This window comes from Mesorhizobium montanum (assembly GCF_033977145.1).
Lineage (GTDB): Bacteria > Pseudomonadota > Alphaproteobacteria > Rhizobiales > Rhizobiaceae > Mesorhizobium > Mesorhizobium montanum.
On the sequence record NZ_JAVIJF010000012.1, the window covers coordinates 175,893 to 200,663 of the forward strand.

18 protein-coding genes are annotated in these 24,771 nt (G+C 65.6%); 6 read left to right on the plus strand and 12 right to left on the minus strand.

The genetic code is table 11. From position 1 onward, the window contains the following. Positions 1 to 9 precede the first annotated feature (9 nt). The 6 genes from ku to RFM68_RS18105 all read right to left on the minus strand — a co-directional run bounded on the left by ku (position 10) and on the right by RFM68_RS18105 (position 8,376). On the minus strand, positions 10 to 918 hold the full coding sequence (gene ku, locus RFM68_RS18080; RefSeq protein WP_320234347.1) for a non-homologous end joining protein Ku: 909 nt from the start codon (positions 916 to 918) through the stop codon (positions 10 to 12). 297 nt (positions 919 to 1,215) lie between these two features. Continuing rightward, positions 1,216 to 3,720 (minus strand): DNA ligase D, encoded by a 2,505-nt coding sequence (ligD, locus tag RFM68_RS18085; RefSeq protein WP_320234348.1) that lies wholly within the window; start codon positions 3,718 to 3,720, stop codon positions 1,216 to 1,218. Between the two features lie 244 nt (positions 3,721 to 3,964). Continuing rightward, positions 3,965 to 4,189, minus strand: a complete 225-nt coding sequence (locus RFM68_RS18090; protein ID WP_320234349.1) for a hypothetical protein — start codon at positions 4,187 to 4,189, stop codon at positions 3,965 to 3,967. Between the two features lie 459 nt (positions 4,190 to 4,648). Further along, positions 4,649 to 5,878, minus strand: coding sequence for a GNAT family N-acetyltransferase (locus tag RFM68_RS18095; protein WP_320234350.1), 1,230 nt, complete (start codon positions 5,876 to 5,878; stop codon positions 4,649 to 4,651). A 9-nt stretch (positions 5,879 to 5,887) separates the two neighbouring features. Beyond that, positions 5,888 to 7,195, minus strand: coding sequence for a polysaccharide biosynthesis protein (locus RFM68_RS18100; protein ID WP_320234351.1), 1,308 nt, complete (start codon positions 7,193 to 7,195; stop codon positions 5,888 to 5,890). Then, a complete protein-coding gene (locus tag RFM68_RS18105; protein WP_320234352.1) occupies positions 7,192 to 8,376 on the minus strand; it encodes a glycosyltransferase family 4 protein in 1,185 nt (394 codons plus the stop codon). Before RFM68_RS18105 ends, RFM68_RS18100 begins: the two co-directional genes overlap by 4 nt. A gap of 356 nt (positions 8,377 to 8,732) precedes the next feature. Between RFM68_RS18105 and RFM68_RS18110 the strand changes: the two genes are divergently transcribed. Both RFM68_RS18110 and RFM68_RS18115 read left to right on the plus strand, forming a co-directional pair. Further along, complete coding sequence (locus RFM68_RS18110; RefSeq protein WP_320234353.1) at positions 8,733 to 9,920, plus strand: DUF1972 domain-containing protein; 1,188 nt, start codon at positions 8,733 to 8,735, stop codon at positions 9,918 to 9,920. Beyond that, positions 9,917 to 11,182: a glycoside hydrolase family 5 protein gene (locus RFM68_RS18115; RefSeq protein ID WP_320234354.1), complete on the plus strand. Its 1,266-nt coding sequence runs from the start codon at positions 9,917 to 9,919 to the stop codon at positions 11,180 to 11,182. Before RFM68_RS18110 ends, RFM68_RS18115 begins: the two co-directional genes overlap by 4 nt. A gap of 66 nt (positions 11,183 to 11,248) precedes the next feature. On the opposite strand, the gene RFM68_RS18120 is transcribed toward RFM68_RS18115, so the two are convergent. Further along, complete coding sequence (locus tag RFM68_RS18120) at positions 11,249 to 12,511, minus strand: VpsF family polysaccharide biosynthesis protein (protein WP_320234355.1); 1,263 nt, start codon at positions 12,509 to 12,511, stop codon at positions 11,249 to 11,251. A 55-nt stretch (positions 12,512 to 12,566) separates the two neighbouring features. Continuing rightward, a complete protein-coding gene (locus tag RFM68_RS18125) occupies positions 12,567 to 14,669 on the minus strand; it encodes a GumC family protein (RefSeq protein ID WP_320234356.1) in 2,103 nt (700 codons plus the stop codon). Between the two features lie 250 nt (positions 14,670 to 14,919). Between RFM68_RS18125 and RFM68_RS18130 the strand changes: the two genes are divergently transcribed. From RFM68_RS18130 to RFM68_RS18145, 4 genes are all read left to right on the plus strand, one after another. Continuing rightward, complete coding sequence (locus RFM68_RS18130; protein ID WP_320234357.1) at positions 14,920 to 16,452, plus strand: glucosamine inositolphosphorylceramide transferase family protein; 1,533 nt, start codon at positions 14,920 to 14,922, stop codon at positions 16,450 to 16,452. Beyond that, positions 16,449 to 17,732: an FAD-dependent oxidoreductase gene (locus RFM68_RS18135; RefSeq protein ID WP_320234358.1), complete on the plus strand. Its 1,284-nt coding sequence runs from the start codon at positions 16,449 to 16,451 to the stop codon at positions 17,730 to 17,732. The genes RFM68_RS18130 and RFM68_RS18135 overlap by 4 nt, the downstream gene beginning before the upstream one ends. 262 nt (positions 17,733 to 17,994) lie before the next feature. Then, positions 17,995 to 19,203, plus strand: a complete 1,209-nt coding sequence (locus RFM68_RS18140; protein ID WP_320234359.1) for an FAD-dependent monooxygenase — start codon at positions 17,995 to 17,997, stop codon at positions 19,201 to 19,203. 107 nt (positions 19,204 to 19,310) lie between these two features. Then, a complete protein-coding gene (locus RFM68_RS18145; protein WP_320234360.1) occupies positions 19,311 to 19,808 on the plus strand; it encodes a GNAT family N-acetyltransferase in 498 nt (165 codons plus the stop codon). Between the two features lie 145 nt (positions 19,809 to 19,953). Here RFM68_RS18145 and RFM68_RS18150 read toward each other — a convergent pair whose 3' ends face one another. The 4 genes from RFM68_RS18150 to RFM68_RS18165 all read right to left on the minus strand — a co-directional run bounded on the left by RFM68_RS18150 (position 19,954) and on the right by RFM68_RS18165 (position 24,596). Further along, complete coding sequence (locus tag RFM68_RS18150) at positions 19,954 to 20,964, minus strand: LacI family DNA-binding transcriptional regulator (RefSeq protein ID WP_320234389.1); 1,011 nt, start codon at positions 20,962 to 20,964, stop codon at positions 19,954 to 19,956. Between the two features lie 105 nt (positions 20,965 to 21,069). Then, the gene (locus RFM68_RS18155; RefSeq protein WP_320234361.1) at positions 21,070 to 22,083 is read right to left on the minus strand and encodes a zinc-dependent alcohol dehydrogenase family protein; all 1,014 of its coding nucleotides are present in this window, start codon (positions 22,081 to 22,083) and stop codon (positions 21,070 to 21,072) included. A gap of 176 nt (positions 22,084 to 22,259) precedes the next feature. Next, complete coding sequence (locus tag RFM68_RS18160; RefSeq protein ID WP_320234362.1) at positions 22,260 to 23,030, minus strand: L-iditol 2-dehydrogenase; 771 nt, start codon at positions 23,028 to 23,030, stop codon at positions 22,260 to 22,262. A 252-nt stretch (positions 23,031 to 23,282) separates the two neighbouring features. After that, positions 23,283 to 24,596, minus strand: coding sequence for an ABC transporter substrate-binding protein (locus RFM68_RS18165; RefSeq protein WP_320234363.1), 1,314 nt, complete (start codon positions 24,594 to 24,596; stop codon positions 23,283 to 23,285). Between the last annotated feature and the right edge of the window lie 175 nt (positions 24,597 to 24,771).

Sequence of the window (24,771 nt, forward strand, 5' to 3'; positions counted from 1 at the left end):
TGCTTCCCGTCACTTCTTGCTCTTGCCGACAGCCTTCAACAGGTTCGCCTTCAGCGGGTTCTCGGCCGCGCCGCCGGCGGCCGCCTTCCTGGCGGGCTTGGCCGGCGCCTCCTCGGCCTTGCTCTTCGACTTCGCCGGAGGTTTCGCCTGCTGCGTGAGGCTCGCCTTCAGTGCATCCATCAGGTTGATGACGTTGCCGCGCTCGGGTGCCGCCGCGATGATCGGCTTGTGGCCCTTGAGTTTCTCGCGGATCATCGCCATCAGCGCCACCTCGTAGCGATCCTCGTAATTCTTCGGATCGAAGTGGGTTTCTTTCTGCTTGATCAGCGCTTCGGCCAGCTGCAGCATTTCGGGATCCGGCTTGGCATCCGGGACGTTGCCGAAATATTCATTGGTGCCGCGCACTTCGTTGGGGTTCCTCAAGGTGCAGACGAACATGCCGTTCTCGCGTGCGCCGATCGTCACCACGCGCTCGCGACTGGAAAGCACCAGCCGCGCGATAGCGAGCTTGCCGGACTCGCGCATGGCTTCCCGCAGCACCGCGAAAGTTTCCTCCGCCATCGCGCCGTCGGGCGCCAGGTAATAGGGCGCGTCCTGGTAGATGACGTCGACCTCGCCCTCGTCGACGAAGGCCTCGATGTTCATCGTGTGGTTGGATTCGATCCTCACCGCATCGAGGTCGGCGTCATCGATGATGATGTACTGCTTGTCCTCATATTCGTAGCCGCGCACCAGGTCCGAGCGCTCGACCAGGCCGAGCTCGGGGTCGACCGGCTTCATGTTGATGCGGTTGTGGGTCTTCTTGTGCAATTGATTGAACGAGATGCGCTCGCTCGCGCTGGTGGCCGGATAGAGCCGGACCGGACAGCTGACGAGGCTGAGCTTGAGGTAACCTTTCCAACTTGCCCTGGGCGCCATGACGAACTCCTACGCGGCAATGCACTGACATTTTAGTTTGAGCATGACCTTGTCCGAAAACCGGTTCCCACTTTTCGGGATCATGCTCTTCGCAGCGCTTCGTCCTAAGGACGATTGAGGCTGCGGAAATCCTACACCGACCTTTGATCGTAGCGGTAAAACCCTAGCGAAGTGTTTTCGGGCGATTGGGCGGAAGGATAGTTCAAATTGTAGCAAGCGTCGATGGAGATGGCGCTGAGATGCTGGCGATAGGCTGAAGGCCAAGACATTTCGTCCATACATGACGACGCCGACGGGCTACCGCCCCTTCTCCATCACCGGCAGATCCCTGGCAGCCTCATCGATCTCCGCCCACGGATCGCCCGACGTCTCCAGCAGCCCCGGCAGCGAGGCATAGTTCAGGTCTTCGGGCGCATCGATCGTCTCCAGGTCGGTCCAGCTTACCGGCGTCGAGGCCGGCAGATTGGTGCGGGCGCGCAGCGAATAGGGCGCGGCGGAGGTGTGGCCGCGGGCGTTGCGGTGGAAGTCGATGAAGATGCGCTTCTTGCGGTTCTCCTTGCCCATGATGGTGGTGAAGGTGTCGGGGGCGCTCGCGGCGAGCAAAGTCGAAATGGCGCTCGAGGCCTGGTGCAGCTTCTTCCAGTTCTGCTTGAGCGTCACCGGCACGGTGATGTGGATGCCCTTGCCGCCGGAGGTCTTTGCGAAAGGCACCAGCCCGAGGCTCTCCAGCCCGGCCTTGATATGGACGGCCGCCTCCACCACCTCGCGCCACGAAATCCCCTCGCCTGGATCGAGGTCGAAGACGATCTGGTCGGGCTTGTCGAGTTTAGACCGGTGCGTGCCCCAGGTGTGAAATTCCACCACGCCGAATTGCGCCAGCGCCAGATAGCCCTTGGCGTCCTCGACCGAGAGATAGGTCTTGGTCTCGCCTTCCGAATTGGTGGACTCGAACACCGCCACCGAAGGCGGCATGCCGGTGAAGGCGTGGCGCTGGAAGAAACAGTCCTGCGGCTTGCCGGTCGGACAGCGCACCAGCGACACCGGGCGGCCGATGATGTGCGGCAGCATGAAATCGCCGACCAGCGCGTAATAGACGGCGATGTCGAGTTTGGTCGGCCCGGTCCTGCCGAACAGGCGCCGCTCCGGATTGGTGACCCAGATGGTGGCGAGGTCGGATTCGGCGATCAGCCGCTTGCGCTTGACCGACACCGGCGTGGTGAGCCCACCGACATCGCGCAGACCGCGAAAGACGCCGTGGCGGATCGCATTGTCGCCGGTGCGGTTCGAATAATGGATGCGGGCCGACAGCAGCGGCTTCACCCAATGCATCTCGCGCATGATCTCGCGCGGCACGCCTTCGGGCGGCGTGGCGCCGGCGGTCAGGCGCTCCAGCCGGGCGAGCAGGTCGCTCGCCATGTCGCGGTCGAAACCGGTGCCGACCTTGCCGCGATAGTGCAGTTCGCCATTCTCGAACTCGGCCATGCCGAGCGCCGCCAACCCCTCCGCCCGGTCGGAGATGGTGTAGCCGGCGATGACGAAGTCATCCTTCTCAAGTGCCTTGACCTTGGTCCAGCTCTTGGTGCGGCCGCTCTGGTAGATTGCGTCGGCGCGCTTGGAAACGACGCCTTCCAGCCCGAGCTCCGTCGCCTGGTCGTAGAGCCCGCGCCCATCGCCCTCGACATGGTCGCTGTACTGGATGGCGGCGTTGGCAGCCTGGCCGGCGAGCAGCTCGGCAAGCAGCGCCTTGCGCTCCTTGAGCGGCGCCTTGCGCAGGTCCCACCCGTCGAGATGGAGAAGGTCGAAGGCGTAGAAATGCAGCTTCGAGCCGGCGCCTTCCGCCAGCGCATCCTGCAGCAGAGCGAAGCGCGAAATGCCCTTGTCGTCGAGCACCATGATCTCGCCGTCGATGATCGCCCGGCTGACCGGCAGCCGCGAAAAGGCCTGCGGGAGATCGCCATAACGCTTGGTCCAGTCGATGCCGCCGCGGGTGATCAGCCGCACTTCGCCGTCCACGACATGCGCCATGGTGCGGTAGCCGTCGAATTTGATCTCGTGCAGCCAGAGCTCGCCCGTGCGCTCCGCGGGATCATCGCCGCCTGGCGGCTTCGGCACCTGCGTGGCGAGCTGCGGCTCGATGCGGGTCGGAGGTTCGCCCTTGACGGCGCCGGGCAACGCGCCCGGTTTCAGCGAACCGGCTTTCGGCGGCAGGCGCTCGCGCTTCTTCGGCGGCGCCACCAGTTCCTCGATGCGGCGGCCGGACTTCACGCTTTCGGGCCGGGCCTCCAGGATGTCCAGCTCGGTGTCGGAAGCGAGGTCGCGCTCCTTAAAGAGCAGCCAGTTCTTCTTGTTCTCGTCCTCGCCCGGCTTGGGCTTCAGGCGCGTCAGCATCCAGCCGCCGTTCAGCTTCTCACCGGCCAGCCGGAACTTGAAGGCGCCGGTCCTGAGGCTCTTTTCGATATCCTCCATCGGCGCCCAGGTGCCGGTGTCCCAGACAATCATCGGGCCGCCGCCATATTCGCCTTCGGGAATGACGCCCTCGAAGTCGATATATTCGATCGGATGATCCTCGGTCTCGACGGCGAGGCGCTTGTCGGCCGGATTGAGCGAAGGTCCGCGCGGCACCGCCCAGCTCTTCAGCACGCCGCCGACTTCGAGGCGTAGATCATAGTGGTCGGCGGTGGCGTGGTGCTTGTGGACGACGAAGCGGTTGCCAGCATCGCCAGCCGTGCCGCCGGTTGGCTCGGGTGTGCGGGAAAATTCGCGCTTGGCGTGGTAGGTTTTGAGTTTGGCGGGCGGTGGCATGGGTTAGGCGGGCGTGGTGGGAGCGCCTTGCCGGCGTCGCGTTCCGTCACACCCCCCTCTGTCCTGCCGGACATCTCCCCCGCAAGGGGGGAGATTAGATGTCGCCGCCGATTTCGCCAATCGCAAACGTTGCAGGAGAGGCGCCGGCGGCGGAACCGCCGATCTCCCCCCTTGCGGGGGAGATGTCCGGCAGGACAGAGGGGGGTGCTGTCCCGCAAGCCTTGCCATTGTCATCCTCGAGTGCTCAATCGTCGGCAGCCGGCGTCAGTTCCAGTTCGGCGGGCGTCAGCCCCTGCCGGAGCTGGCTCAGCCGGAACTCGTCGACCCAGTAGGCCTCTCCGTCGACCAGCACACGGGCACTGTAGGAGCCGCCGGAGAAACGCTGCGCAGTGACATAGACCTTGTGGCGGTCGAGCGCGGTCTTCACCGCGGCGCGGCGGGAATTTTCTCTGGCGACGGGACTGGCCATGGCGTCACTCGAACACGCTGCCGCTGAAGGTGCGGCTGCCCTCAAGGATGGCGGAGAGTGGGATGTGAGTCAATTTTCGCGACTTGCCGGCAATGCGTCAGTGTAAAATTTCGATCAAGATGGATGGCCGAAGACGGTCACCATAAGGGCCAAGGCGCCTAAATCGCAAAACAAGACGATGGTGCCACACGCAATTACCCGGCGCGCTATCTGAAAACGGGGTGACCAAAATTGAGTATGAAGCCTTGTGTCCCGGTTCCCAGTCGCTCGCTCCAAGGAAGGTTCTGTTCATCAATCGACCCGTAGAAATCGGTACGCAGAATTATGCTTAGGCCTGCGACGAACATCGCCGCGAAACTCAAGAGCGCCACAACGCAACAGGCACCTAACGGAACAAACAAGTGCGGATTGTTCGCCCATTCATATTTCAACGTCCCCAATCCTCCATAGGCCGCCCGCTCACCGCCCCGCCCGCAACCGCCGCCAGCGCTGCATCGCCTCCTGCGCGGCCTTGAACAGACGCGGGTTGGCGCGCACGAAAGCCACGCCCTGGCCGCGGTATTTGATGGCCTCGCTCGCAGCCACCCCCTTCAGCGTGATGCCGTAGCAAAGTTCGGACAGAACCGACTTCACCGCGCCCATATGTTCCTTGTAGCTCTGGCTGCCGACCGACAGGTCGAAATAATCGAACCCCTGCCCGCGACCCCATCTGATGAGCTCACCCATGATGCAAAGTCCCGGCGAAACGTTGGGCACCGCATCCTGGTCGATCGAGACCAGAAGCGCATGCAGGGTGCCCAGATGGACCGCCAGGTACTGGACCGCGACCATGGTGCCGCCGGCGCGCAGGCCGAAGATCCGCACCGAACCGTCCGTCAGGCCGCGATGCGCGGCGCTGCGGTAGAAATCGACGACCGGCGGCCGCGCGAGGAGATCGAACCGGCCGAGCTCGCGAAAACGGCTGAGCCGCATCTCGACCAGCTTGCCGAAGATGGAATCCACAAGGGCCGGGGTGTCGGCCTCCACCAGGGCCAGGCCGCCGTTGCGCTCGAGCCGGCGCAGGTCCTTGTTGAGCGCCTTGACGAAGGACGGGCGGCAGATGCGCTTGACGACGCTCTCGGCGTCGCCGTCCATGGCGATGCCATAGTGGGAGTGGATGGAATCGCGTGCCGGCGGCAACAGCGCCAGGGGATTGGCGACGCCGCCGACCTCTTTCGGGATACCGACGATGTGGATGCGGTCCGCCGGCGGCAGCACGGAAAGCACCGAGGCCCAGGCGGCCTCGGCGGATTGGCTGGTCCAGGGGGTCGCGTCGGCGAGCAACGGCGCGGAATAGTCGCACACCCCGCAGCTCAGCCACTCGATCACCCAATGCGCAAAAGCCCGTCGCCGCATCAGCGGCACCAGCATCTTCGGCTCACCCGTCGCAGCGTCTCTCACCTCGACGATGGCGAGGTCGGCATTCTTCGGCACCAGCCGTTCGACGATCTCCTCGGCCCAGGCGATATGCTGATGGCCGGTGCACACGCCCTTCGTCTCAAGACGCAGCCAGAGCGGTTTGACGGCTTCGAGGCTCGTGTGCAGCCGCGCCACGTAAGCGCCGCTGGCGGCGCCGGCGGCTGGCGCCGGTGCCTCATCATCGGCCAAGCCGGTCGTCATTGCGGCCATCGGCATTGCCTGGCTTGCCACATCGTTCTCCTATCGTCTCTGCACGGCCAACGTGGCCGCGCGGCGCCATGCGCCGAACACGCTTGGACGCTGCTCGTTCGGATGTTTGGAATTCCACATGCGGTGGGCCGCGAAATACCATGAGGCCACCAGCACGAAGGTCTCGGAGACCGCGGCGCCCGCCAGCGACCATGTCGGCGGCGCGGTGGCCAGCAGGATGCCGATCGTCGTCAGCCCGACAATCGCGCCGGCCATGGTGATGAAGGCGACGATGCGGAAATCGCCGAGGATCTCGAGAACCACGCGCGGCATGACATAGGCCATGATCGGCACGAAGTTGGCGATGGCGAAAAGCCCGATCAGGCCGACCGAAGCATGCTGCAAGGCCTGGGATTTGATCATCGGCAGGATGAACAGGATGCCGCAACCATAGGCCAGGCTGCCAAGCCCCATGACGAGCGCCCAGATCTTGGCCTGCGTCCATACGCGGTCGAACTCTTTGTTGCGCACCAGCTTTGCCAGTTCCGGCTGGGTCATGTTCGAGAAGGCAAGGCTGGAGATGCGCAGCGGCGCAAACAGCACCAGCACAGCCGCCAGCGGCGCGTAAGCCGCAGGTCCGGCGATGCCCGCTACCAGCAGCGCCAGGCATTGCCCCTGGATGTTGGTGGTGGTGGCGCTGAACCCCGACCAGCAGAGCTGCGGCCAGAGTTTTGCATAACGCCGCCAAGTCGTCGCGCGGAAGGAGATACGCAGCCTGCGGCGCGCCAGCCTCACCAGCACGGCGATGCCGACCACATTGGCCGCGGCAAGCGCATAGAAGGTGGCCTGAAGGGCGTCCGCGAAGTACCAGATCGCCAGCCCCGCGAGCACCGTCCCCGCGATGGTGAACACGGCGTCGCTGATGGAGACGACGAGCTGCATGCGTCGCGCGAAGAACGCCGTGCGCATATGGCTGCGCAGCGACCAGGCGCCGACGAAGCAGGCGGCGCCGATGCCGCTCGGGTCGCCCAGCAGGCGCATCAATAGCCCGGTGCCCAACCCCATCAGCAGCGCGACCACCAGCGCCGCCGATCCGAAGGTGACGTCATAGGCGTCGACGCCGGCGCTGTTGGTGCTCTTGTTCATCCATACCGTGGCGGGGACGGCGGTAAGCGAACGGATATAGGACAGCCCGACGCCGCCCATCACCATGGCCAGCGCGAAGAGGCCGTAGCCTTCCGCAGACAGAAGATGCAGCAGCGCGATGTTGAGGGCGAAATGGAAGCCGCTCTGCATCGCCTCGCCGCCGACCATCAGCATGAGGCGCCGCACCAGATGGCCTGGGAACGCGAAGTTCACGGGCTCGTCTCCGCCTCGCGGGCGACACGCGCCCGCCCCGGCCGCGCCATCGCCGCCTTCAGCTTGTCGGCCACGATTGTCACGATCGCGGCGGCAGCGATCGGTTCGCTGAAGACCGCCTCGTAGCGCGTGCGGCCGGTGGCAGCGAAGCCGCGCCACAGATCCGGCCGCAGGATGATCTCGCCGAGCTTGCCGGCAAGGGCCTCGGCGTTGCCCGGCGGCACATGCCAGCCGGTCTCGCCGTCGGCCACCACTTCCACCAGCCCGCCGATCGCCGACACCAGCGGCGGCCGACCCCAGCCCATCGCCTCGATGGCGACGCGGCCGAGCGACTCCGGGCGGCGCGACGGCACCGCCACGATGTCGGCCCAGCGGTAGTGGTCGGCAGGGTCGGTGACGAAAGGCAGCACCTCGACATGACCGGTCAGCCCCATGCGCCCGACCAGCTCGGCCAATGCCTCCTCGCGCTCGACGCTTTCGAAGGCGCCGCCGACGAGGCGGACCTCGATGCGATCGCGCAAAGCGGGTTCCAGCGAGGCGACCGCCTCGAGCAGCACCTCCTGCCCCTTGATGCGGTTGACACGGCCAAGCAAAAGCACTCTCAGCGGCCGGCTGCCGTCATAGGTCGTCGGCAGGGTCGCGGCGGGACCGGCAACGCCATTGTAGACGACATGCGTGCGCCGCCCCTTGGCATCGAGGACGGGCGGATCGCCGAAGGTGGCGCGCGTGGCGCGCGAGTTGAAGATAAGGTCGGCGCGGCTCCAGCGCATCAGGGCAACCAGCACCTTGCGCAATATGCCCTCGGGGATTTCGTGGATGTGCAGGAGCGCCTTGCGCGGCAGCAGTCGCGCGGCCAGCGCATAGTCGGCGATGATCGAGGTGTTGATATAGGTCAAGTCATTGTCGCGCATGCGCCGCCAGGCCCGCCAGAGCGCCGCCGGCAACCGCGCCATCTCGACGGTGGCAAGCTTGAGCATCGCCTGGCGCCGGAGCACCCAGAGCGGTTCGAACACGATGCGGCTGGCATGCGGCTTGAGGATATCGACGATCGGCCCCTCGCGCGGCAGCACGACTTCGATCTCGGCGGCCGGAAACGCAGCGCGCAACGCAGCCACGCTCTCCGCGAAGCTGCGGTCCGAACCATAGAGCTCGTAGCCCTGATGAACGCAGGCTATGCGCATTGCTATCTTTCCACCTTGCACCCCCGAGTCCGCTCAGCACCGGACCCTTCAAGCGCGGAAGGAACTTCATGCCAAATCCGCACGCCGCTCTACCCAGCGGTGGCCACTGCAAGCCCGGGAGCAAGGATCATGCCGGGTCTTGAATGCCCGGCTGCGGCCCAGGAACCCCATCCATGCCCCGTATCGATACAGATACTTTGCGAAAGTTGACCGATAATGAAGCGAGCCGTGCGTTCTGAAGAGAAATTTTACAACTTGATGCGAGTGTTCGTCGTGGGGTGCCCTGGCACGGAAGTTGCTGGGTGTGTCATTGACATAACAACAACCATGACCGAGCCCCGGGGGAATCCTTTATCTTGAAACTGGAACGACCTTCCGTCCTGATCGAAAAGCCTTCGATCCTGATCCTGGGAACGCGCGGCATTCCGGCTTCCCATGGCGGCTTCGAGACTTTCGCCGAGCGCCTGGCGCTTTTCCTCGCTGGACGTGGCTGGAAGGTCGGCGTCTACTGCCAGAAGGAGGTCGAGCGCGTCGGCCAAAGAGCGACGACCGAGACCTGGCGTGGCATCGAGCTCATCACCATCGAGGTCGCCTCCAAGGGGCCGCGCGGGACGCTGGAATTCGACTGGCAATGCGTGCTCGACGCCGCCCGGCGGCCGGGCGTGTGCCTGGTGCTCGGCTACAATGGCGCGGTTTTCCTGACCTGGCTCAGGCTGATGCGGCGCAAGGTCATCACCAACATGGACGGCATCGAGTGGCGGCGGCCGAAATGGGGACCCGCGGCACGCAGCTGGTTCTGGCTCAACGAATGGATCGGCGCCTGGCTCTCGCACCGCCTCGTCGCCGATCACCCGGCGATCGCCGACCACCTGGCGACAAGACGGCCGCGCAGTGCGATTGCCACGATAGCCTACGGCGCTGACCCGGTGACGTCGGCGCCGGAAGAACCTGTCCGCGCGCTTGGGCTCGAACCCGGCAAATATCTGGTCTCGATCGCGCGGATCGAACCCGACAACAACATCCTGCCGATCATCGAAGCCTTCCGCCGCCGGGATCGCGGCGACGCGAAGCTGGTGGTGCTGGGCACGCTCAACGACGACATCCCGTACCACCGCGCGGTTCGCGAGGCGGCGGGTTCCGTGGTGATGCTACCGGGCGCGATCTACGACCAGGCGACGGTGAAGGCGCTGCGCTACCACGCGCGCGCCTATATGCATGGCCACACGGTCGGCGGCACCAACCCCTCGCTGGTCGAGGCACTGGCCGCTGGCAACATGGTGATCGCGCATGACAACCGCTACAACCGCTGGGTCGCCGGCGAGGCCGCGCTTTACTTCAGCGACACCGACAGCCTGAGCGAGCGGATCGACCAGGCGCTTGCCGACGACGCGCTGGTGGCGCGCTGCAGCAAGGCGGCGCGGGCGCGGGCGAGAGAGGCCTTTCGTTGGGAAGACGTGCTCACCGCCTATGAGAAGGAAGCGCTGCGGCAGCTCGGCGTCATCACTGCCGCGCCAGCGAAAGCCGACCGCGCCCGTCACACATGACCGGCTGGTCGCGCCGCCGCATCCTCGGCGCGGCGGTGGTCGCGGCGACGGCGCCGCTGCTTGGAGCGCTTCCGGGCAAGGCCCGCGCGGCCACCGGCGCGTGGCCATTCCGGCGCGGCGTCAACACCTGGCCGTGGTTTGCGCTGACACGTGAATTTCCCGCACCTCGCACGGATTATGACTGGCCGCCTTTCCAATCGCAGCGGCCGGTGCCAACGCCGGCGGACCTTGCCCGGCTGAGCGCCAGCGGGCTCGATTTCATCCGCCTGCCGGTCGATCCAGGCCCGTTCCTCGCCGCCGATGCGGGCCAGCGCGCCGACCTCATGGCGATGCTGAGCGCGGCGGTCGAGGCCGCTCAAGCCGCTAATCTCGGCGTCATCGTGAATATACAGGCCAACGGCGCCACGCATTACTGGAATCCCGACCGCATGGTTTCCAGCACCAGCGCGCCGGAATTCGCGCGCTACCAGGTCTTCGTCGGCGAAGTGGCCGGCATGTTGGCGGACATGGCGCCCGGCAGGATCGCGCTGGAGCCGGTCAACGAGCCGCCGCAGGATTGTTCCTCCGAGGTCTGGCCAAAAGTGCAGGCAGCATTGCTGACCGCCGCGCGGGGCTCGGCGCGAACGCTGCCGCTGCTTACCACCGGCGGCTGCGGCTCGATGGTGCGTGGACTGACCGCGCTCGATCCGGCGCCGCTGGCGGCGTTCGAGCCGATCCTGTTCACCTTCCACTTCTACGAGCCCTATCTGTTCAGCCATCAAGGCGCGCCGTGGATGCGCGAGCCGGTCTACCGCGCGCTGAACAATGTGCCGTGGCCAGCCTCGGCCGGCTCGCTGGAGCGGACGCTGGCCTCGGTCAGGGCAAGGATGGCTGAGGACACCGAGAGGTCCGACGAGGCCAAGCGCGCCGCCTATGCCGAGACCGAGCGGGTACTGAAAGTCTATTTCAACGCCCAGCCCGACCGCCGCTTCATCGACGGCTACCTCAAGCAGGTCGCCGATTGGGCGGACAGCCACGGCATCGCGCCCGAGCGCATCATCATGGGCGAGTTCGGCGCATTGCGCACCGATGCCCGCTACACCGCCGCACCCAATCCCGACCGCGCCCGCTACGTCGCCGATGTGCGGCAGAGCGCCGAAGCGGCCGGCTTTCCCTGGGCGTTCTGGGACCTGTTCGACGGCATGGGCATGATGGACGACACCACCCGAGCGTTCGACCCGGCAATGGTCGAGGCGCTTGGGCTGAGGATGCCGGGGGGTTAATGCGCCACGCCGCGTTCCGTCGCGCCCCCCTCTGTCCTGCCGGACAGAAGGGGGCGCCGTAGAGCGCTACGCCCGCGTCCTTTGACGGACCACCTTCGCCGGCCGATAAAGCGCCAGCGCGATCACCACGAATTTGGTCATCAGCGTTGTCTTGGAGGCGATGCTTTCGGAGGTGTTGAGCAGGATGAGCCAGCCCAGCATCGGCAGCCAGATGCCGGTGTGGCAGCGGCGCGCAACCTCGTGCATGAACAGCGCGAAGCCAAAGAAGATCAAAAGCGTGAAGAAGGCGCCCTGGTAGAGCGTCAGGCGCAGGATCGGGTTCTCGATGCCCTGCTCCAGCCCGGTGATGCGGCGCATGCTGTCGAGCAGGTCGATATCGGGCCCGACGATCAGGTCGCGTAATTCCAGATGCCTGAAGAGATCGAACATCTCGACGCGGGCATTGGCGCTGCCGCTGTCGGAGACGAAACGTTCGAGCAGCGCGTCGAAGAAGCCGTAATAGCCGGCGAGCGCGATCGCCAGCGGCAGCAGCGCGGCGAGCATAATCACCAGCGCGGCGCCCAGAAGGTTGACGCGCCCGGTCCCGAGCTGCGCCAGGCCGCGGATGATCATATAGGCACCGCCGAGCACGATCGTAAGCACCATCCCCGAGCGGCCGCCGAAGGCAACCAGCGCGCAGAATTGCAGGCCGACAAGCGCCAGCCTGACGGGTGTCGACAAGGCGCGCGCGCCGGACAGCAGCGACAGCACATAGATCGAGGTGACCGTGGCATTGGAGAGCGGGTGCCCCTGCAACGCCGTCGAGCGCAGATCGTTGACGAACACAGCGCCGTCGAACCGGTAGGGGAAAACCAGATGCTTGGTGCCGAACTCGAAAAGCGCCAGCAATGCGTTCACCGTCATGACGACATGGATGACGAGCTGCAGCCGGGCAAAGGTCTTCTCGTCATCCTCGCTCAGCAGAAGCACGAGCAGCGCCGGCGCCACGAAAGTGTCGATCATGCCGGCCATGCCGGGGCGTTGCCTGAGGATGACGACGAAGAGAAGCACCGTCGAGATCACCGCCATCAGCGTCGTAGCCGGCCGCTTGTTGGCGACATGGATTGCATAGCCGACCGGATTGCCGAAGGTGCAGGAGCGCCAGATGAAGACGAGTACGAAGAGATAGGTGGATGGGTGGATCTTGCTCAGCGCGCTGCCCCGCAGGCCGTCGTAATTATAGCCGGCCAGCCACAGCATGCCGCCGGAGAGGGAAAACAGAAGAAGCACCGCGACGGTCAGGCCGAGACGGGTCAGCGTGTCGACGGGCACAACACGCCGGCCGGCCATGCCATATCCGGGCGCCGGGACAGGACGGGCGGGACCAGCCACGATCGAGGCCATATCAGGCCGGCTCGTCGACCAGCATGGCGCCGGTCGGCAACCGCCCCATGATGGAGACCGCTTCCGAGGTCGCGGCGACGTCGCGCATCGGCGTTGCGTTCAACCTGGCGACGAGCAGGATCTCGTCGGCCATGGCGACCAGCGGCAATACGTTGAGGTCGTCCGCCAGCGCGCCGCCGTCGACGACGACGAGATCGAAGCTGTGATTGGCCTCGGCCAGCATGCGATGGGCGAAATAGAGCGCCTGTGCCTCCTGGAACACCGCCGCCGGCCGGCCGCGGCCGAGCAGCGCGACGGAGCTGCCCGGCGCATAGCGGCTGACCGCGTCGAGCGAATATTCGCCGCGCAGCACGTCGAGCACGCCTGGCTGCGGGTCCTTCTGACCCTTGCCGGCATTGATGTCGATGAACAGCACGCGACGGCCCCTGGCCGCCGCCGCATTGGCGAGTTGCCATGCCACCCTTGACCGCTGCGCCTTGTCCTCGAGCGGCGACGCCACCAGGATCGAGGGCACAAGCGGCCAATCCGGAGGACGCCTGGTGGCGGCGGCGATGCGCTGCAGCGCGAGTCCGGCCACGGCGTCGGTCTTCTGGGCCGCGGTGCCGGAGCGGCCGGAGCGGCGCCGCCCCCTGCCCGGCAGCACGCCCAGCACCGGCGCCTCGATGGCCGACTGCATCTGGTTGGCGGAAAGCACGGTCGGCGAAAGATATTCCGCAATCAGCGCCATGCCGACGCCCAGCGCCAGCCCGCCGAAGATGGCGCCGAACACAAGCAGCCCCTTCGGCGGCCAGCTCTTCTTCAGCGCCGGCATGGCGTAGGAGATGATGCGGGCATTGGTGCTGTTGACGTTGGTCTGCTCGCGCGTTTCCTGGGCGCGCTGCAGGTAATTGGCATAGACGGTGCGCACGGCATCGAGATCGCGCTGCAGTTCACGCAGCCTGACCGATGCCTGGTCGGTGTCGAGCGACTTGCCCTTCAGCGACGCCATCTTGGCCTCCAGTTCCTTCTGGTTGGCCAAAGCGCGCTCGTAATCCGTCTCGGCGGCGGTGACGAGGCGGCCGAGCTCACGCGAAATCAGCTTGCGCAGGTCGCTCAGCTGCTGCTGAGCGGAGATCATCGAGGGATGGCGCGGCCCGAGCTCCGTGCCGAACTGCGAGATCTGATCGACCAGCGTCGCCTCCTGCGCCCTGAGGCTGGCGATCACCGGCGAGCGCATCGCCTCGGAGGTCGCGTCCGGCGCGCCGCCCTGCCGGCGCAGCTGGTCGACCTGCGCCCTGAGCTGCGCCGTGCGGGTCTGGGCGGCGGTCAGTTGGGTGTTGAGGTCGGTCAGTTCCTGATCACTGACCAGGTTGCCGGCCGCCATCACCATATTGTGCTCGGCCTTGTAGGTTTCGACGGCGTTGGCCGCCTGCTCGACGCGCTTGCGCTGATCCTCGAGGCGCGCGCTGATCGCGTCGGAAGCGGCGGCAGCAGCCTGGGAGCGCGCATCCGCCTGGTCGGCCAGATAGGCTTTCGCGATGGCGTTGGCGAGGTCCGATGCGGTGTTGGCATCCCTGGCGGTGACGATGATGTTGAGGACCAGCACCTTGTCGTCGCGCTTTACCGCAAGGCGGCGACGCAGCGCATCGAGCGTCTGCGCCGTCCTGTCACCGTCGTCGGAGCCGAAGAACATGCCCAGCCAGCGGTCGAGCACGCCCTCACCGTTGAACTCCTGGTTCCTGGTCAGGTTGGTCGCGGCGATGGCGCGCAAAAGGACGCCGTTCGATTGCGCGACGCTCACCTGGCTTTCGACCTGGGTGATGCCGCCATCCGGCGAAATTCGGCTCGGATTGACGTCGTTGGTGACGACCTGGAGGTCCTGCGGATCGATGATGATCTGCGCCGTCGAGGAGTAGAGCGCCGGCGTCAGCATGGCATAGACAAGCGTCACGGCGGTGAGCAGCGCGACGGTGGCAAGGATCAGGAATCGGCGCCGCAACAGGATGCGGCCCAGATCGCCAAGCTCGACCGTGGCGGACGCCGGCGCGGGCGCGTAATAGGCCGGTGGCGGCGCGACCGCCTCCGGAGCGTTCTGCTGAGGCACCATGAGCAGGGGTGTTTGCAAAGGTCGCTCCGACAACGCTCCATCGGCCGGCAAAGACGAGAAATGCGGCGTTGGCCTAGCTATTCCCGGCAACGATTAAAACACTGTTAATTATGTTCCTAAATTGATGCCGTACTGGCACGAAGTTTGCACCGACGCAGTACAATTTAAGTGCAGCCAGAAAGTTAGGAGACATCGTGCGCATGCGGCGGGAATTTGACCTGGCCAGCCGGGCCGCCGGCAACGGATATGAGTCGCCCAGGGATTGGCCATGCGCCTGACTCTGCGTCTGAACGGCGATTGCGTGCGCACTTTCCATGTGGCGCTCGCCGAGCGGCTGTCGCTGCTGCCCGGCGTGGAGCTTTCGGTCGACGCCCTTCCGGCGGCGGGCGGCGTGCCGCGCGGCGCCGAGGCGCTGTTCCAGCTTGAGACGCTGATCCATCGCCTGCCCGCCAATGGGACGGCCAGGCGTGTGCCACTTTCGACGCTGGCCAGCTATGCGAAGCCGTCCGCGCCGGCCGATCTCACCATCGATCTCATCGGCGATGTCGAGCCGCACGGCAGACGGGTCTGGCGCCTCGCCTATGACGGCGTCTGCGGCGAGGAAGCCCTGCTGGCGCTGATCCTTGACGGCCGCACGCCGCTTGCCCGCCTCGAACAGAACGGCGCAACCGTCGCCGAGGGGCGGCTCGGCACCGAATATCACGGCATTGCGCTGGCTTCCTTCCAGGACATGCTGGCGCGCAGCGCCAGCCTGATCGCCGCGGCGGCAAACGGCGCCGCGCGCTCGACGCTTCCGGTGCTGCCCGAACCGTCATCCGAGGCGGCGCCGGTTGCCGTGCCATCGGCGACAAAACTCGGCGTGCGGGCGGCCAAGGCGACGGCGCGGCGCATCGTGCAGCAGATCTACCGTCTTTGCTACAACGCCCCGCACTGGCGAGTTGGCTGGCGCGAGACCGGGGGCAAGGATCTCTACGAGCTGCGCGCCCATCCGCAATCGGGCTGGCGCGACTTGCCCGACGACGGCAGCCGATTCTACGCCGACCCGTTCCCGGTGCTTTATCGCGGCCAGGTGACGCTGTTCGTCGAGGATTATATCCACCGCACCGGCAAGGCGATCCTTTCGGCGGTGGCTTTCGGACCGAACGGACCGGCCGGCCAGCCGAAGCCGGTGCTGGAACTGCCCTATCACCTCTCCTACCCCTTCGTGTTCGAGCGCGACGGTGAGATGTGGATGGTGCCGGAAAGCTCGGCCAACCGCAGCGTCGACCTCTACCGCGCCACCGCTTTCCCCGGCGGCTGGGTGAAGGAGGCGACGCTTCTATCGGACATCGTCGCCAGCGACGCCACGCTTGTCGAGCATGGCGGACGCTGGTGGATGTTCGCCACGGTACGCGACGGCGGCGGCGCCTTCTCGGACCAGCTCCACCTGTGGTCGGCTCCGGATTTCCGCGGGCCATGGACGCCGCATCCGAAGAACCCGTTGCTGATCGACATCGCCTCGGCGCGGCCGGCGGGCCGCATGGTGAGCCGCAACGGCCAGCTTCTGCGCCCCGTGCAGGATTGCCGCCGCAGCTATGGCGCCGCGCTCGGCATCGCACGCGTCACCCGGCTCGACGAGACCGGCATGGAACAGGTCGTCGAGACGATCCTCAACCCCGGTGCCGGCTGGACCGGCCGCAAGCTGCATACGCTCAACGAAGCGGGCGGACTGGAATTCATAGATGGTTCGGCAATGGCGCCACGCTGGAAACAGATCCGGCGGCGGGATCCCATGACTGCGGGCCGCGGAGACAAAAAATGAGCATCGCAGAGGACCGCGAAACGCCCGCCGTGCGGCCTGCCCCGACCGAGGTCGACGTGGCCATCGTCGGCGCCGGGCTCGCCGGAACCGTGCTGGCGCTGTCGCTTGCCAAGGCTGGCCGCAGGATCGCGCTGGTCGATCCGCGTCGTATCCACCATGACGAATTCCGGGCCGAAAAAACCCGCGCGGAGCAAATGGGGCTGTTCGAGAAGCTCGGCCTTGGGCCCGTCTTCAGGTCTCTCGTCACGCCCATGGCCGACGTCCATGTCTTCCGCTTCGGCCAGCTGTTCGAGCGCAAGCAAGGCTCGGAGTTTGCCTTTTCCTATACGCCGCTGGTCAACGGCCTGCGCGCGGCGCTGCCGGCCGAAGTGCCACTGACGATCGGCAAGGTCGCGGAGGTGTCGACCGGACCGGACCGGCAGCACTTGGTGCTCACCGACGGCTCCGTAATCGATGCCCGCCTGCTGGTGGTGGCCACCGGCTACAGCGAGGCGGTGCGGCGCGCCATCGGCGTCGAGCGCGTCGAGGAATCGAAGGCACATTCGCTGACGATGGGCTTCGACCTGGCGATCTCGCCGCGGGAATTCGGCCTCCAGTCCCTCACCTTCTACGGAAGGCGGGTCGCCGACCGCATTGCCTTTCTTACCATCTTCCGGATTGGCGAGCGGATGCGGGCGAACATGTTCGTCTATCGGACCGTCGCCGATCCGTGGGTGCGGGCGTTCCGCGAGAACCCGCAAGAGATGCTCCTGGAGCTGATGCCGGAGATCGCCCGGCGATGCGGCAACTTCGCCGTCGCCAGCGAGGTCGAAGTGAGGCAGGTCAGCCTGACGACGACGCAGGGCCATCGCCGCGACGGCGTCGTGTTCATCGGCGATGCGTTCGCCACGACGTGCCCGGCGCAAGGCGACGGCATCCACCGGGTGCTCACCGATGTCGATTGCCTCAGCTCGACGCATATCCCCGCCTGGCTCGAAACGCCCGGCATGGCGGCCGACAAGATCCGCGCCTTCTACGACGATCCGGTCAAGATCGCGGCCGACGCCAGAGCCATGCGCGCCAGCATCTATGCCAGGCGGATCACCACCGAGACCGGGCTGGAATGGCGCCTGCGCCGCCTGCGCAACAACACCGCGCGGCGATTGATAATCTTCTGCCGGCGGTTCCGCGAGGCCGGGAAACCGGTCACGCCGCCTGGCATGAGAGGAGTTGCGTTCGACCACGATAACACAGGTCAGGAATTGCACGCCGGCGGCGCCTGGGAACATAAGAGTGAGTGAGCTTACGAATCCGTAAGTCGCGATCCTTGGCGAAGCTGATTTAGATCGCGGCGAGCAGTGTCTCCTGCTCGGCGGGACAGCACTCCCGTCGCACCAATGGCCCGCTGCCGCCTCCATCGGTTCGGCGGCGGGCTATCGGGCGGTAGAACGTAAAGGCCGCGAATTAACCTAACTTTTCATTGCTACCAGGCTCGCGCCTGGGTTGCTTGAGATTGTTTCCGCTGCTCTTGATATTCGCCCGCGTGGATTTTGGAGCAGAAGAATGAGCACCGCGCAAGGCCGCGAAACGCCTGCCGCCCTGGCGCGTCCGGCCGAAGTCGAAGTGGCGATCGTCGGCGCCGGGCTGGCGGGCACAAGCCTGGCCGCGGTGCTCGGCAAGTCCGGCCACAAGGTGGCGCTGATCGACCCGCATCTGGTCCATCACGACGAGTTCCGGGCCGAGAAGATCGGCATGAAGCAGATGCGGGTGTTCGAGAAGCTCGGCCTGGGTCCCGCCATCAGGCCTCTGGTCACGCCGATGACCGACATCCATGTCTTCCGCCTCGGCCAGCTTTTCCAGCGCCAACGGAAATGGGAATTCGCCTTCTCCTATGGCGCGCTGGTCAATGGCATGCGGCAAGCCCTGCCTCCGCAAGTGCCGCTGACGGTGGGTAAGGTCGTCGAAGTTTCGACCGGGCCGGACCGGCAGCGCCTGGTGCTGACCAATGGCGCCGTCATCGAAGCTCGCCTGCTGGTGGTGGCCACCGGCTATAGCGAGGCTCTGCGGCGCGCCGTCGGCATCGAGCGCGTCGAGGAATCGAAGGCGCATTCGCTGTCGATCGGGTTCGACCTCGCGATCACGCCGCAGGAATGCGCCTATCCGGCCGTCACCTGCTACGCCAGGAACCCGGCGGATCGTATCGCCTATCTCAGCGTTTTCCCGATCGGCAACCGCTTGCGGGGCAACATGTTCGTCTACCGCACCGTGGCCGAGGAATGGACGCGGGCGTTCCGCGAAAATCCGCAGGCTATGCTTTGTGAGCTGATGCCGGAGATCGCCAGGCAATGCGGCAACTTCGCCGTCGCCGGCCCCGTCGAGGTGCGGCAGGTCAGCCTGACGACAACCAGGGAGCATCGCCGCGCCGGCGTCGTCACCATCGGCGACGCGTTCTGGACGACATGCCCGACGCCCGGCATCGGCATCAACCGGGTGGTGACCGACGTCGAGCGGCTGGCTTCGAGCTATATTCCCGCCTGGCTGAAGACACCCGGCATGGATGCCGACAAGATCTGCGGTTTCTACGACGATCCGGTGAAGGTCGCGACCGACAAAGCCGGTATGCGTTCCAGCATCTACGCCAAACGGATCACCATCGAGACGGGGCTCGAATGGCGGCTGCGCCGCCTGCGCAACAACACCGCGCGCAAGTTGATGATCCTCGGCCGCAAGATACGCCATCGCGACGCGTTGCCGACGCCGAGCGTGGCGTAAAGACAGCCGCCTCCGCCTCGCTCCGCCCGGCGCCCCTCTCCGCCCGCTCGGGGTTGGCCGCGACCGGCACTTCGCCCTATCTTCGGATTGCAACGAGGATGACGACCATGACCCGCATCCGGGCGATGACGCGGAACGATCTGGCCGATGTGTCGCGGCTGCTCGGCCAATCCTGGCGGCGGACCTATGCGCCAATCATGGGAGACGAAACCGCGGCCCGGCTTTCCGACGAAAGACACGCGCCGGACAAGCTCGCGGCCGAGCTCGACGACGAGGACAAGATGTCCTTCGTCGCCGAACGCGACGACGGTTCGATCGCCGGCTACGCCATGGCGGCGATGGACACAAAGGGCGACGTCATGCTGGACCGGCTTCACATCGAGTCGCAGGCGTTCGGCAGCGGTCTGGCGGTCGACCTGCTGCACGCAGTGCTTGCGGCGCATGCCGGCATCCCCAGCATCGCCCTGGAGGTGATCGAGGGCAACGACCGCGCCATCGCCTTCTACCGCAAGCACGGCTTCGAGGTGGTCGAGCACCGGGAGGCCGCGCATGGTGTCGGCGGGCATGCCTCGCTGATTATGCGCCGGATGCTGCCGATGGCTTGATGTCGCATTCGCCTTCGCCAATCGCCGTCGTTTTTAGGAGATGGCCGGCGCCGGAACCGTTCCTCGCCCGCCAAGCAAGGCCAGTATTGTGCCGCCAATAGGGCCGATTGATGGAAAGCAAGCGCAACCGTGAGGCCGCCACCGATCAAGCCGAGCGGCGCAGCATCAATTCGGCGTTGAGCAGGACGCGCGCGTTGTCGCGTTTGGCCGCCGGGGCTTTTTCATCCAGGCGCTGCAGCAGCAGCTCGATCGCCAGGCGGCCGATCTCGTTGTAGTTCTGCGCCACCGTGGTGATCGGCGGGCAAGCGTAGCGCGACAGGGGATGGTCGTCATGGCCGGCGACGCGCAGGTCGCAGTCGGCGCCATGGCCGACCTTCAGTCCGAGCGCATAGGCGGCGCTGATCACGCCGAAGGCGATGCGGTCGTTGGCGCACAGCACGGTGCCGGTCGGGAACCCCTGCCCCTTCAGGATGCGCAGCGCCTCGTCATGGCCGAACTTCTCGAAATCCCAGGAGCCGGCATCCTCGATCGCCACGATCGACGGCGTCATCTTGAACTCGAGCATGGCCTCGACATAGGCCTCCTGCCTGGCCGAAGCGTTGTTGTTGACCAGCGGCATGGCGAAGTAGCAGGGCGGCTCGCCGGAGCGGCAGAGATAGTCGACGATCAGCCTGAAACTCTGCCGGTTGTCGGTGCCGACGAAGGACGAGGTCTCGTCGAGCGGCGAGTCGACATAGATCAGCGGAATCGACGAGCCGAGCTCGGCCAGGATGCGGTGATGCGAGCGCACGCCGAGCGGCGCGATGATGGCGCCGGCGATGTTCATCGAGCGGAAGGTCTGGATCGCCTGGTCCTCCATTTCGGCGCGGCCGTCGGAGGACAGCACGAAGGCGAGGAAGCCGGCCTCGTTGGCGATCAGCTCGATGCGGCGCGTCAGCGCCATGTAGAACGGGTCGGTCGAATTCGGGATGATGACGCCGAGGATGTTTGAGCGGCGGCGGTTCAGATTGACGGCGAACATGCTGGGACGGAAGTCGGATTTCTTCAGCGCCGCCTCGATGACGCTGCGCGTGTTCTGCCGCACCGAGCCGGGATCGTTGAAGTATTTCGAGACCGTCGTGCGGGACAGGCCGACAAAGGCGGAAAAATCCTCCATCGTCCTGATCGTCTTTGCCATCCGTCTGCCCCTGTCGGTACCGCCGTCACGACTGTCTACTTGAGTCACCTCTTGGCGCAAAGGCGGGCAATCGTGCTCTCCCGTTCAACCATCGGCCGAGAACTGGACCTTCATCGTCGCGGGACTGCCGCCGCCCTTGGCGAAGAACGGCAGCACCTCGCCAAGCGGCAGCCGGTGGCTGACCAGCTTCGCCATGGTGCCGTCGTCGCGGCTCAATATCTCCAGCGCCTGCGGGATGTTGCGGTTGAGCGAATGCGACCCGGCCAGCCTGATCTGGCGGCGAAAAATCTCGAACGGAGCGACCGCGATCCTGGCGTCGGGCGCGCAGACGCCGAAGACCAGTGCCGTGCCGCCATCGGCGGTGAGCCCGATCATGCCTTCGACCACTTTTGCAACGCCGGTGGCGTCGGCGACGAAATCGAAGCCGCGGGCACCCGCAGCAAGGTCATGCGATCCGGAAACCAGCGGCTCCAGCCCGAGCGACGCCGCGAAGGTAAGACGCGGTTCGCCGATGTCGGTCACCGCCACTTTCGCGACGCCGCTGGCTTTGAGCGACAAGGCCATCAGCAGCCCGATCGGCCCAGCGCCGAAGACAAGGGCATTGCCGGGCACCTGTCCATTCGCCCCGACACCGGCCGCCCCAAGGCCGTTCAACACACAGGCGAGCGGCTCGGCGAGCGCCGCCGTCTCGAAAGCGAGATCGCCGATGCCGTGCAGATGATCGACGGCAACGAGGCTGTATTCCGCAAAGCCGCCATTTTCGGTCACGCCGTAAGCTTTCAGCGTGGCGCAAAGGTTGGTGAGACCTTTTGCGCAAGCCGGGCAGTGCCAGCACGGGATGTTGGGATCGACGGCGACGCGGTCGCCCGGCTTGACCGAGGTCACATCCTCGGCGACCGCCTCGATCGTGCCGGCATATTCATGACCGGGCACCAGCGGGAATGCGCCCGCGCCATAGCGGCCGTGCAGCACATCGATGTCGGTGTGGCAGAGCCCCGCCGCGCCCACCCGCAGCAAGGCGTGGCCTGGCCTGATCCCGGGCATGTCGAGATCCGCCATGCCGGCAACGCCCGCGGCGGCAAATCGAATGGCCTTCATTATCGTCTCCTCGGTGCGGCTCGCCGTTTCTCGGACACGGCGAGCCGCACTGTTTTTGTTTCGACGCAATTCCGGACGGAAAACCGCTTCACACTTTTCCTGGAATTGCGTCTTTGTTTCGATGCAATTCCGGACGGAAAACCGCTTCACACTTTTCCTGGAATTGCTCGGACGTCTCAGCTCATCCAGTTGCCGCCGTCGACATTGTAGGTCTGGGCAAGGATGTAGTCGCTGTCGGACGAGGCGAGGAACACGGCCAGCCCGGCAATATCCTCGGGCTGCGCGAAGCGGCCGATCGGTACCGACTTTGCCACCGCCGCCTTCTTCTCGCCGGGCTTCAGGCCTTCCCAGCGGGCGAAATGGGCGTCGACCACCTCCCAATGCTCGCCGTCGACGACGCCCGGCGCAATGGCGTTGACGTTGATGCCGTGCTTGACCAGCGCAAGCGCCGCCGACTGCGTCGCCGAAATGATCGCCGCCTTGGAGGCGCAGTAGAGTGTCACCAGCGCCTCGCCGCGACGGCCGGCCTGGCTCGCCATGTTGATGATCTTGCCGCCGCGGCCGCGCTTGATCATCAGATTGGCCACTGCCTTCATCGTGAACAGCGGCCCCTTGAGATTGATGTCGAAGACGCGCTCATAGCTTTGTTCGGTGATGTCGGTGATCGGCGCCATGTCGAAGATGGCGGCGTTGTTGACGAGGATATCGATGCCACCGAACTCGCGGTCGACCTCGGTCGCGACACTCTCGATGGCGGCGAGATCGGTGACATCCAGCTTTTTGGCGCTGGCGGCCGGACCGATTTCAGCCGCCGCCCGTGTCGCGCGCTCGATGTCGATGTCGGCGATCACCACACGCGCGCCTTCGCGTATAAAGGCCTGCGCGAAACCGAGGCCGATGCCGCGCGCGCCGCCGGTGATCAGGGCAGTTTTGTCCTTCAGCTTCATTACAGGTTCCAATTCTTCCGCGTTTCGAAAATGTAGTCGGACGCAGGCACGCACCCGGTCCGCCTCACGAGGAACGCACGGACCCACCTCTGCTCGCGCAATCCCGGACGGAAAACCGCTACGCACTTTTCCTGGCATTGCTTTGGGCGGATCCGTGCATCCTCCGGCCGGCCGCAAGGGAGTTCTGCGACGGGCCGGATGGCCGGGAGGCGGCGCACGTTCCGCTCCCCGGCTTGGCTTGTCCGGGCTCGCCTATTTGATGTAGCCCGCTTCCTTCATCGTGTTCTCGACGGAGGCCTGGACGCCGTTCAGCGCGTCGTCCACCGACTGCTCGCCGGTGACCGCCGCGGCGATCGCCTGGCCGACCTGCGTGCCGATGCCCTGGAACTCGGGGATGGCGACGAACTGGATGCCGGTATAGGGCACCGGGTCCTTGGTCTGCTTGGTCGGATCGGCGGATTCGATCGCGGCCAGCACGGTCGCGGCGAAGGGTGCTGCCTTCTGGTAGTCCGCGCTGGCATAGGTGGACTTGCGCGTTCCCGGCGGTGCCGCGACCCAGCCTTCGGTCTCGCCGACGCGCTGGACATAGGCTTTCGAGGTCGCCCATTTGACGAAGGACTTCGCCGTGTCCGCCTTCTTGGTCGACGTCGGAATGGCGAGGCTCCAGGCCCAGCCCCAGGCCGAACCGTTGGGCGTGACCGCGACCGGCGCCTTGGCGAAGGCGACCTTATCCGCGACCTTGCTCTGCTTCGGATCATAGACGCGGCCCGCGGCGGACGTAGCGTCGATCCACATGGCGCAATGGCCGGAGGCAAACAGCGTCTGGTTCTCGTTGAAGCCGTTGGAGCTGATACCCGGAGGTCCATCCTTCTTCATCGTGTCGACATACCAGCCGATCGCCTTCTTCCACGCGTCGGAATTGAGTTGCGGCTTCCAGTCCATGTCGAACCAGCGACCGCCGAACGTATTCACCAGCGTGCCGACAAAGGCCATGTTCTCGCCCCAGCCCGGCTTGCCGCGCAGGCATAGCCCATACTGCTCCTTCGACTTGTCGGTGAGCTTGTCGGCGAATTCCGTGATCTGGTCGTAGGTCGGCTGCTCCGGCATCTTGAGCCCGGCGGCGTCGAACAGGTCCTTGCGGTAGAGCGTGAACGAGCTCTCGGCATAGAACGGCACGGCATAGAGATTGCCGTCGACGGTGAGGCCGCTGCGCACCGGCGCGATCAGGTCGTCATAGTCATAGTCGGCGCCGAGGTCGTTGAGCGGCGTCAGCCAGCCGGCCTTGCCCCAGATCGGCGTCTCGTAGCCGCCGATGGTCATGACGTCGAACTGGCCGCCCTTGGTGGCGATGTCGGTGGTGACGCGCTCGCGCAGCACGTTCTCTTCCAGCACCACCCAGTTGACCTTGTTGCCGGTGGCCTTTTCCCATTCCGGCGCCAGTTTCTGCATGATGATCATGTCGCCATTGTTGACCGTGGCGACAGTGATTTCCTCGGCGGGCGCAGCGCCCGCCATAAGCGCCGAGGCGGCAGTGGCCGCGGCGAGAATTCCCATAAGCCTACGCATTGGCATTCCGTCTCCTCCTTTACGAATGCGCATGCAAAACTGAACATGCGTGTATATTCTATTGCGCTACATGATCGCGCAGTCAAGCCCCATTGTATGGGCTCTTGTCGCCAATCCGTGAAGCGATCCCTTCTTTGTGCAGAGCGAAAGCCATCGCGCGCGTTTCCAAAAGTGA

Excerpts from the sequence above, each read along its gene's own strand:
- ku (WP_320234347.1), bottom strand. The coding sequence starts at position 918 with ATGGCGCCCAGGGCAAGTTGGAAAGGTTACCTCAAGCTCAGCCTCGTC.
- ligD (WP_320234348.1), bottom strand. The coding sequence starts at position 3,720 with ATGCCACCGCCCGCCAAACTCAAAACCTACCACGCCAAGCGCGAATTT.
- RFM68_RS18090 (WP_320234349.1), bottom strand. The coding sequence starts at position 4,189 with ATGGCCAGTCCCGTCGCCAGAGAAAATTCCCGCCGCGCCGCGGTGAAG.
- RFM68_RS18105 (WP_320234352.1), bottom strand. The coding sequence starts at position 8,376 with ATGCGCATAGCCTGCGTTCATCAGGGCTACGAGCTCTATGGTTCGGAC.
- RFM68_RS18115 (WP_320234354.1), top strand. The coding sequence starts at position 9,917 with ATGACCGGCTGGTCGCGCCGCCGCATCCTCGGCGCGGCGGTGGTCGCG.
- RFM68_RS18120 (WP_320234355.1), bottom strand. The coding sequence starts at position 12,511 with ATGGCCGGCCGGCGTGTTGTGCCCGTCGACACGCTGACCCGTCTCGGC.
- RFM68_RS18130 (WP_320234357.1), top strand. The coding sequence starts at position 14,920 with ATGCGCCTGACTCTGCGTCTGAACGGCGATTGCGTGCGCACTTTCCAT.
- RFM68_RS18135 (WP_320234358.1), top strand. The coding sequence starts at position 16,449 with ATGAGCATCGCAGAGGACCGCGAAACGCCCGCCGTGCGGCCTGCCCCG.
- RFM68_RS18140 (WP_320234359.1), top strand. The coding sequence starts at position 17,995 with ATGAGCACCGCGCAAGGCCGCGAAACGCCTGCCGCCCTGGCGCGTCCG.
- RFM68_RS18145 (WP_320234360.1), top strand. The coding sequence starts at position 19,311 with ATGACCCGCATCCGGGCGATGACGCGGAACGATCTGGCCGATGTGTCG.
- RFM68_RS18150 (WP_320234389.1), bottom strand. The coding sequence starts at position 20,964 with ATGGAGGATTTTTCCGCCTTTGTCGGCCTGTCCCGCACGACGGTCTCG.
- RFM68_RS18155 (WP_320234361.1), bottom strand. The coding sequence starts at position 22,083 with ATGAAGGCCATTCGATTTGCCGCCGCGGGCGTTGCCGGCATGGCGGAT.
- RFM68_RS18160 (WP_320234362.1), bottom strand. The coding sequence starts at position 23,030 with ATGAAGCTGAAGGACAAAACTGCCCTGATCACCGGCGGCGCGCGCGGC.
- RFM68_RS18165 (WP_320234363.1), bottom strand. The coding sequence starts at position 24,596 with ATGCGTAGGCTTATGGGAATTCTCGCCGCGGCCACTGCCGCCTCGGCG.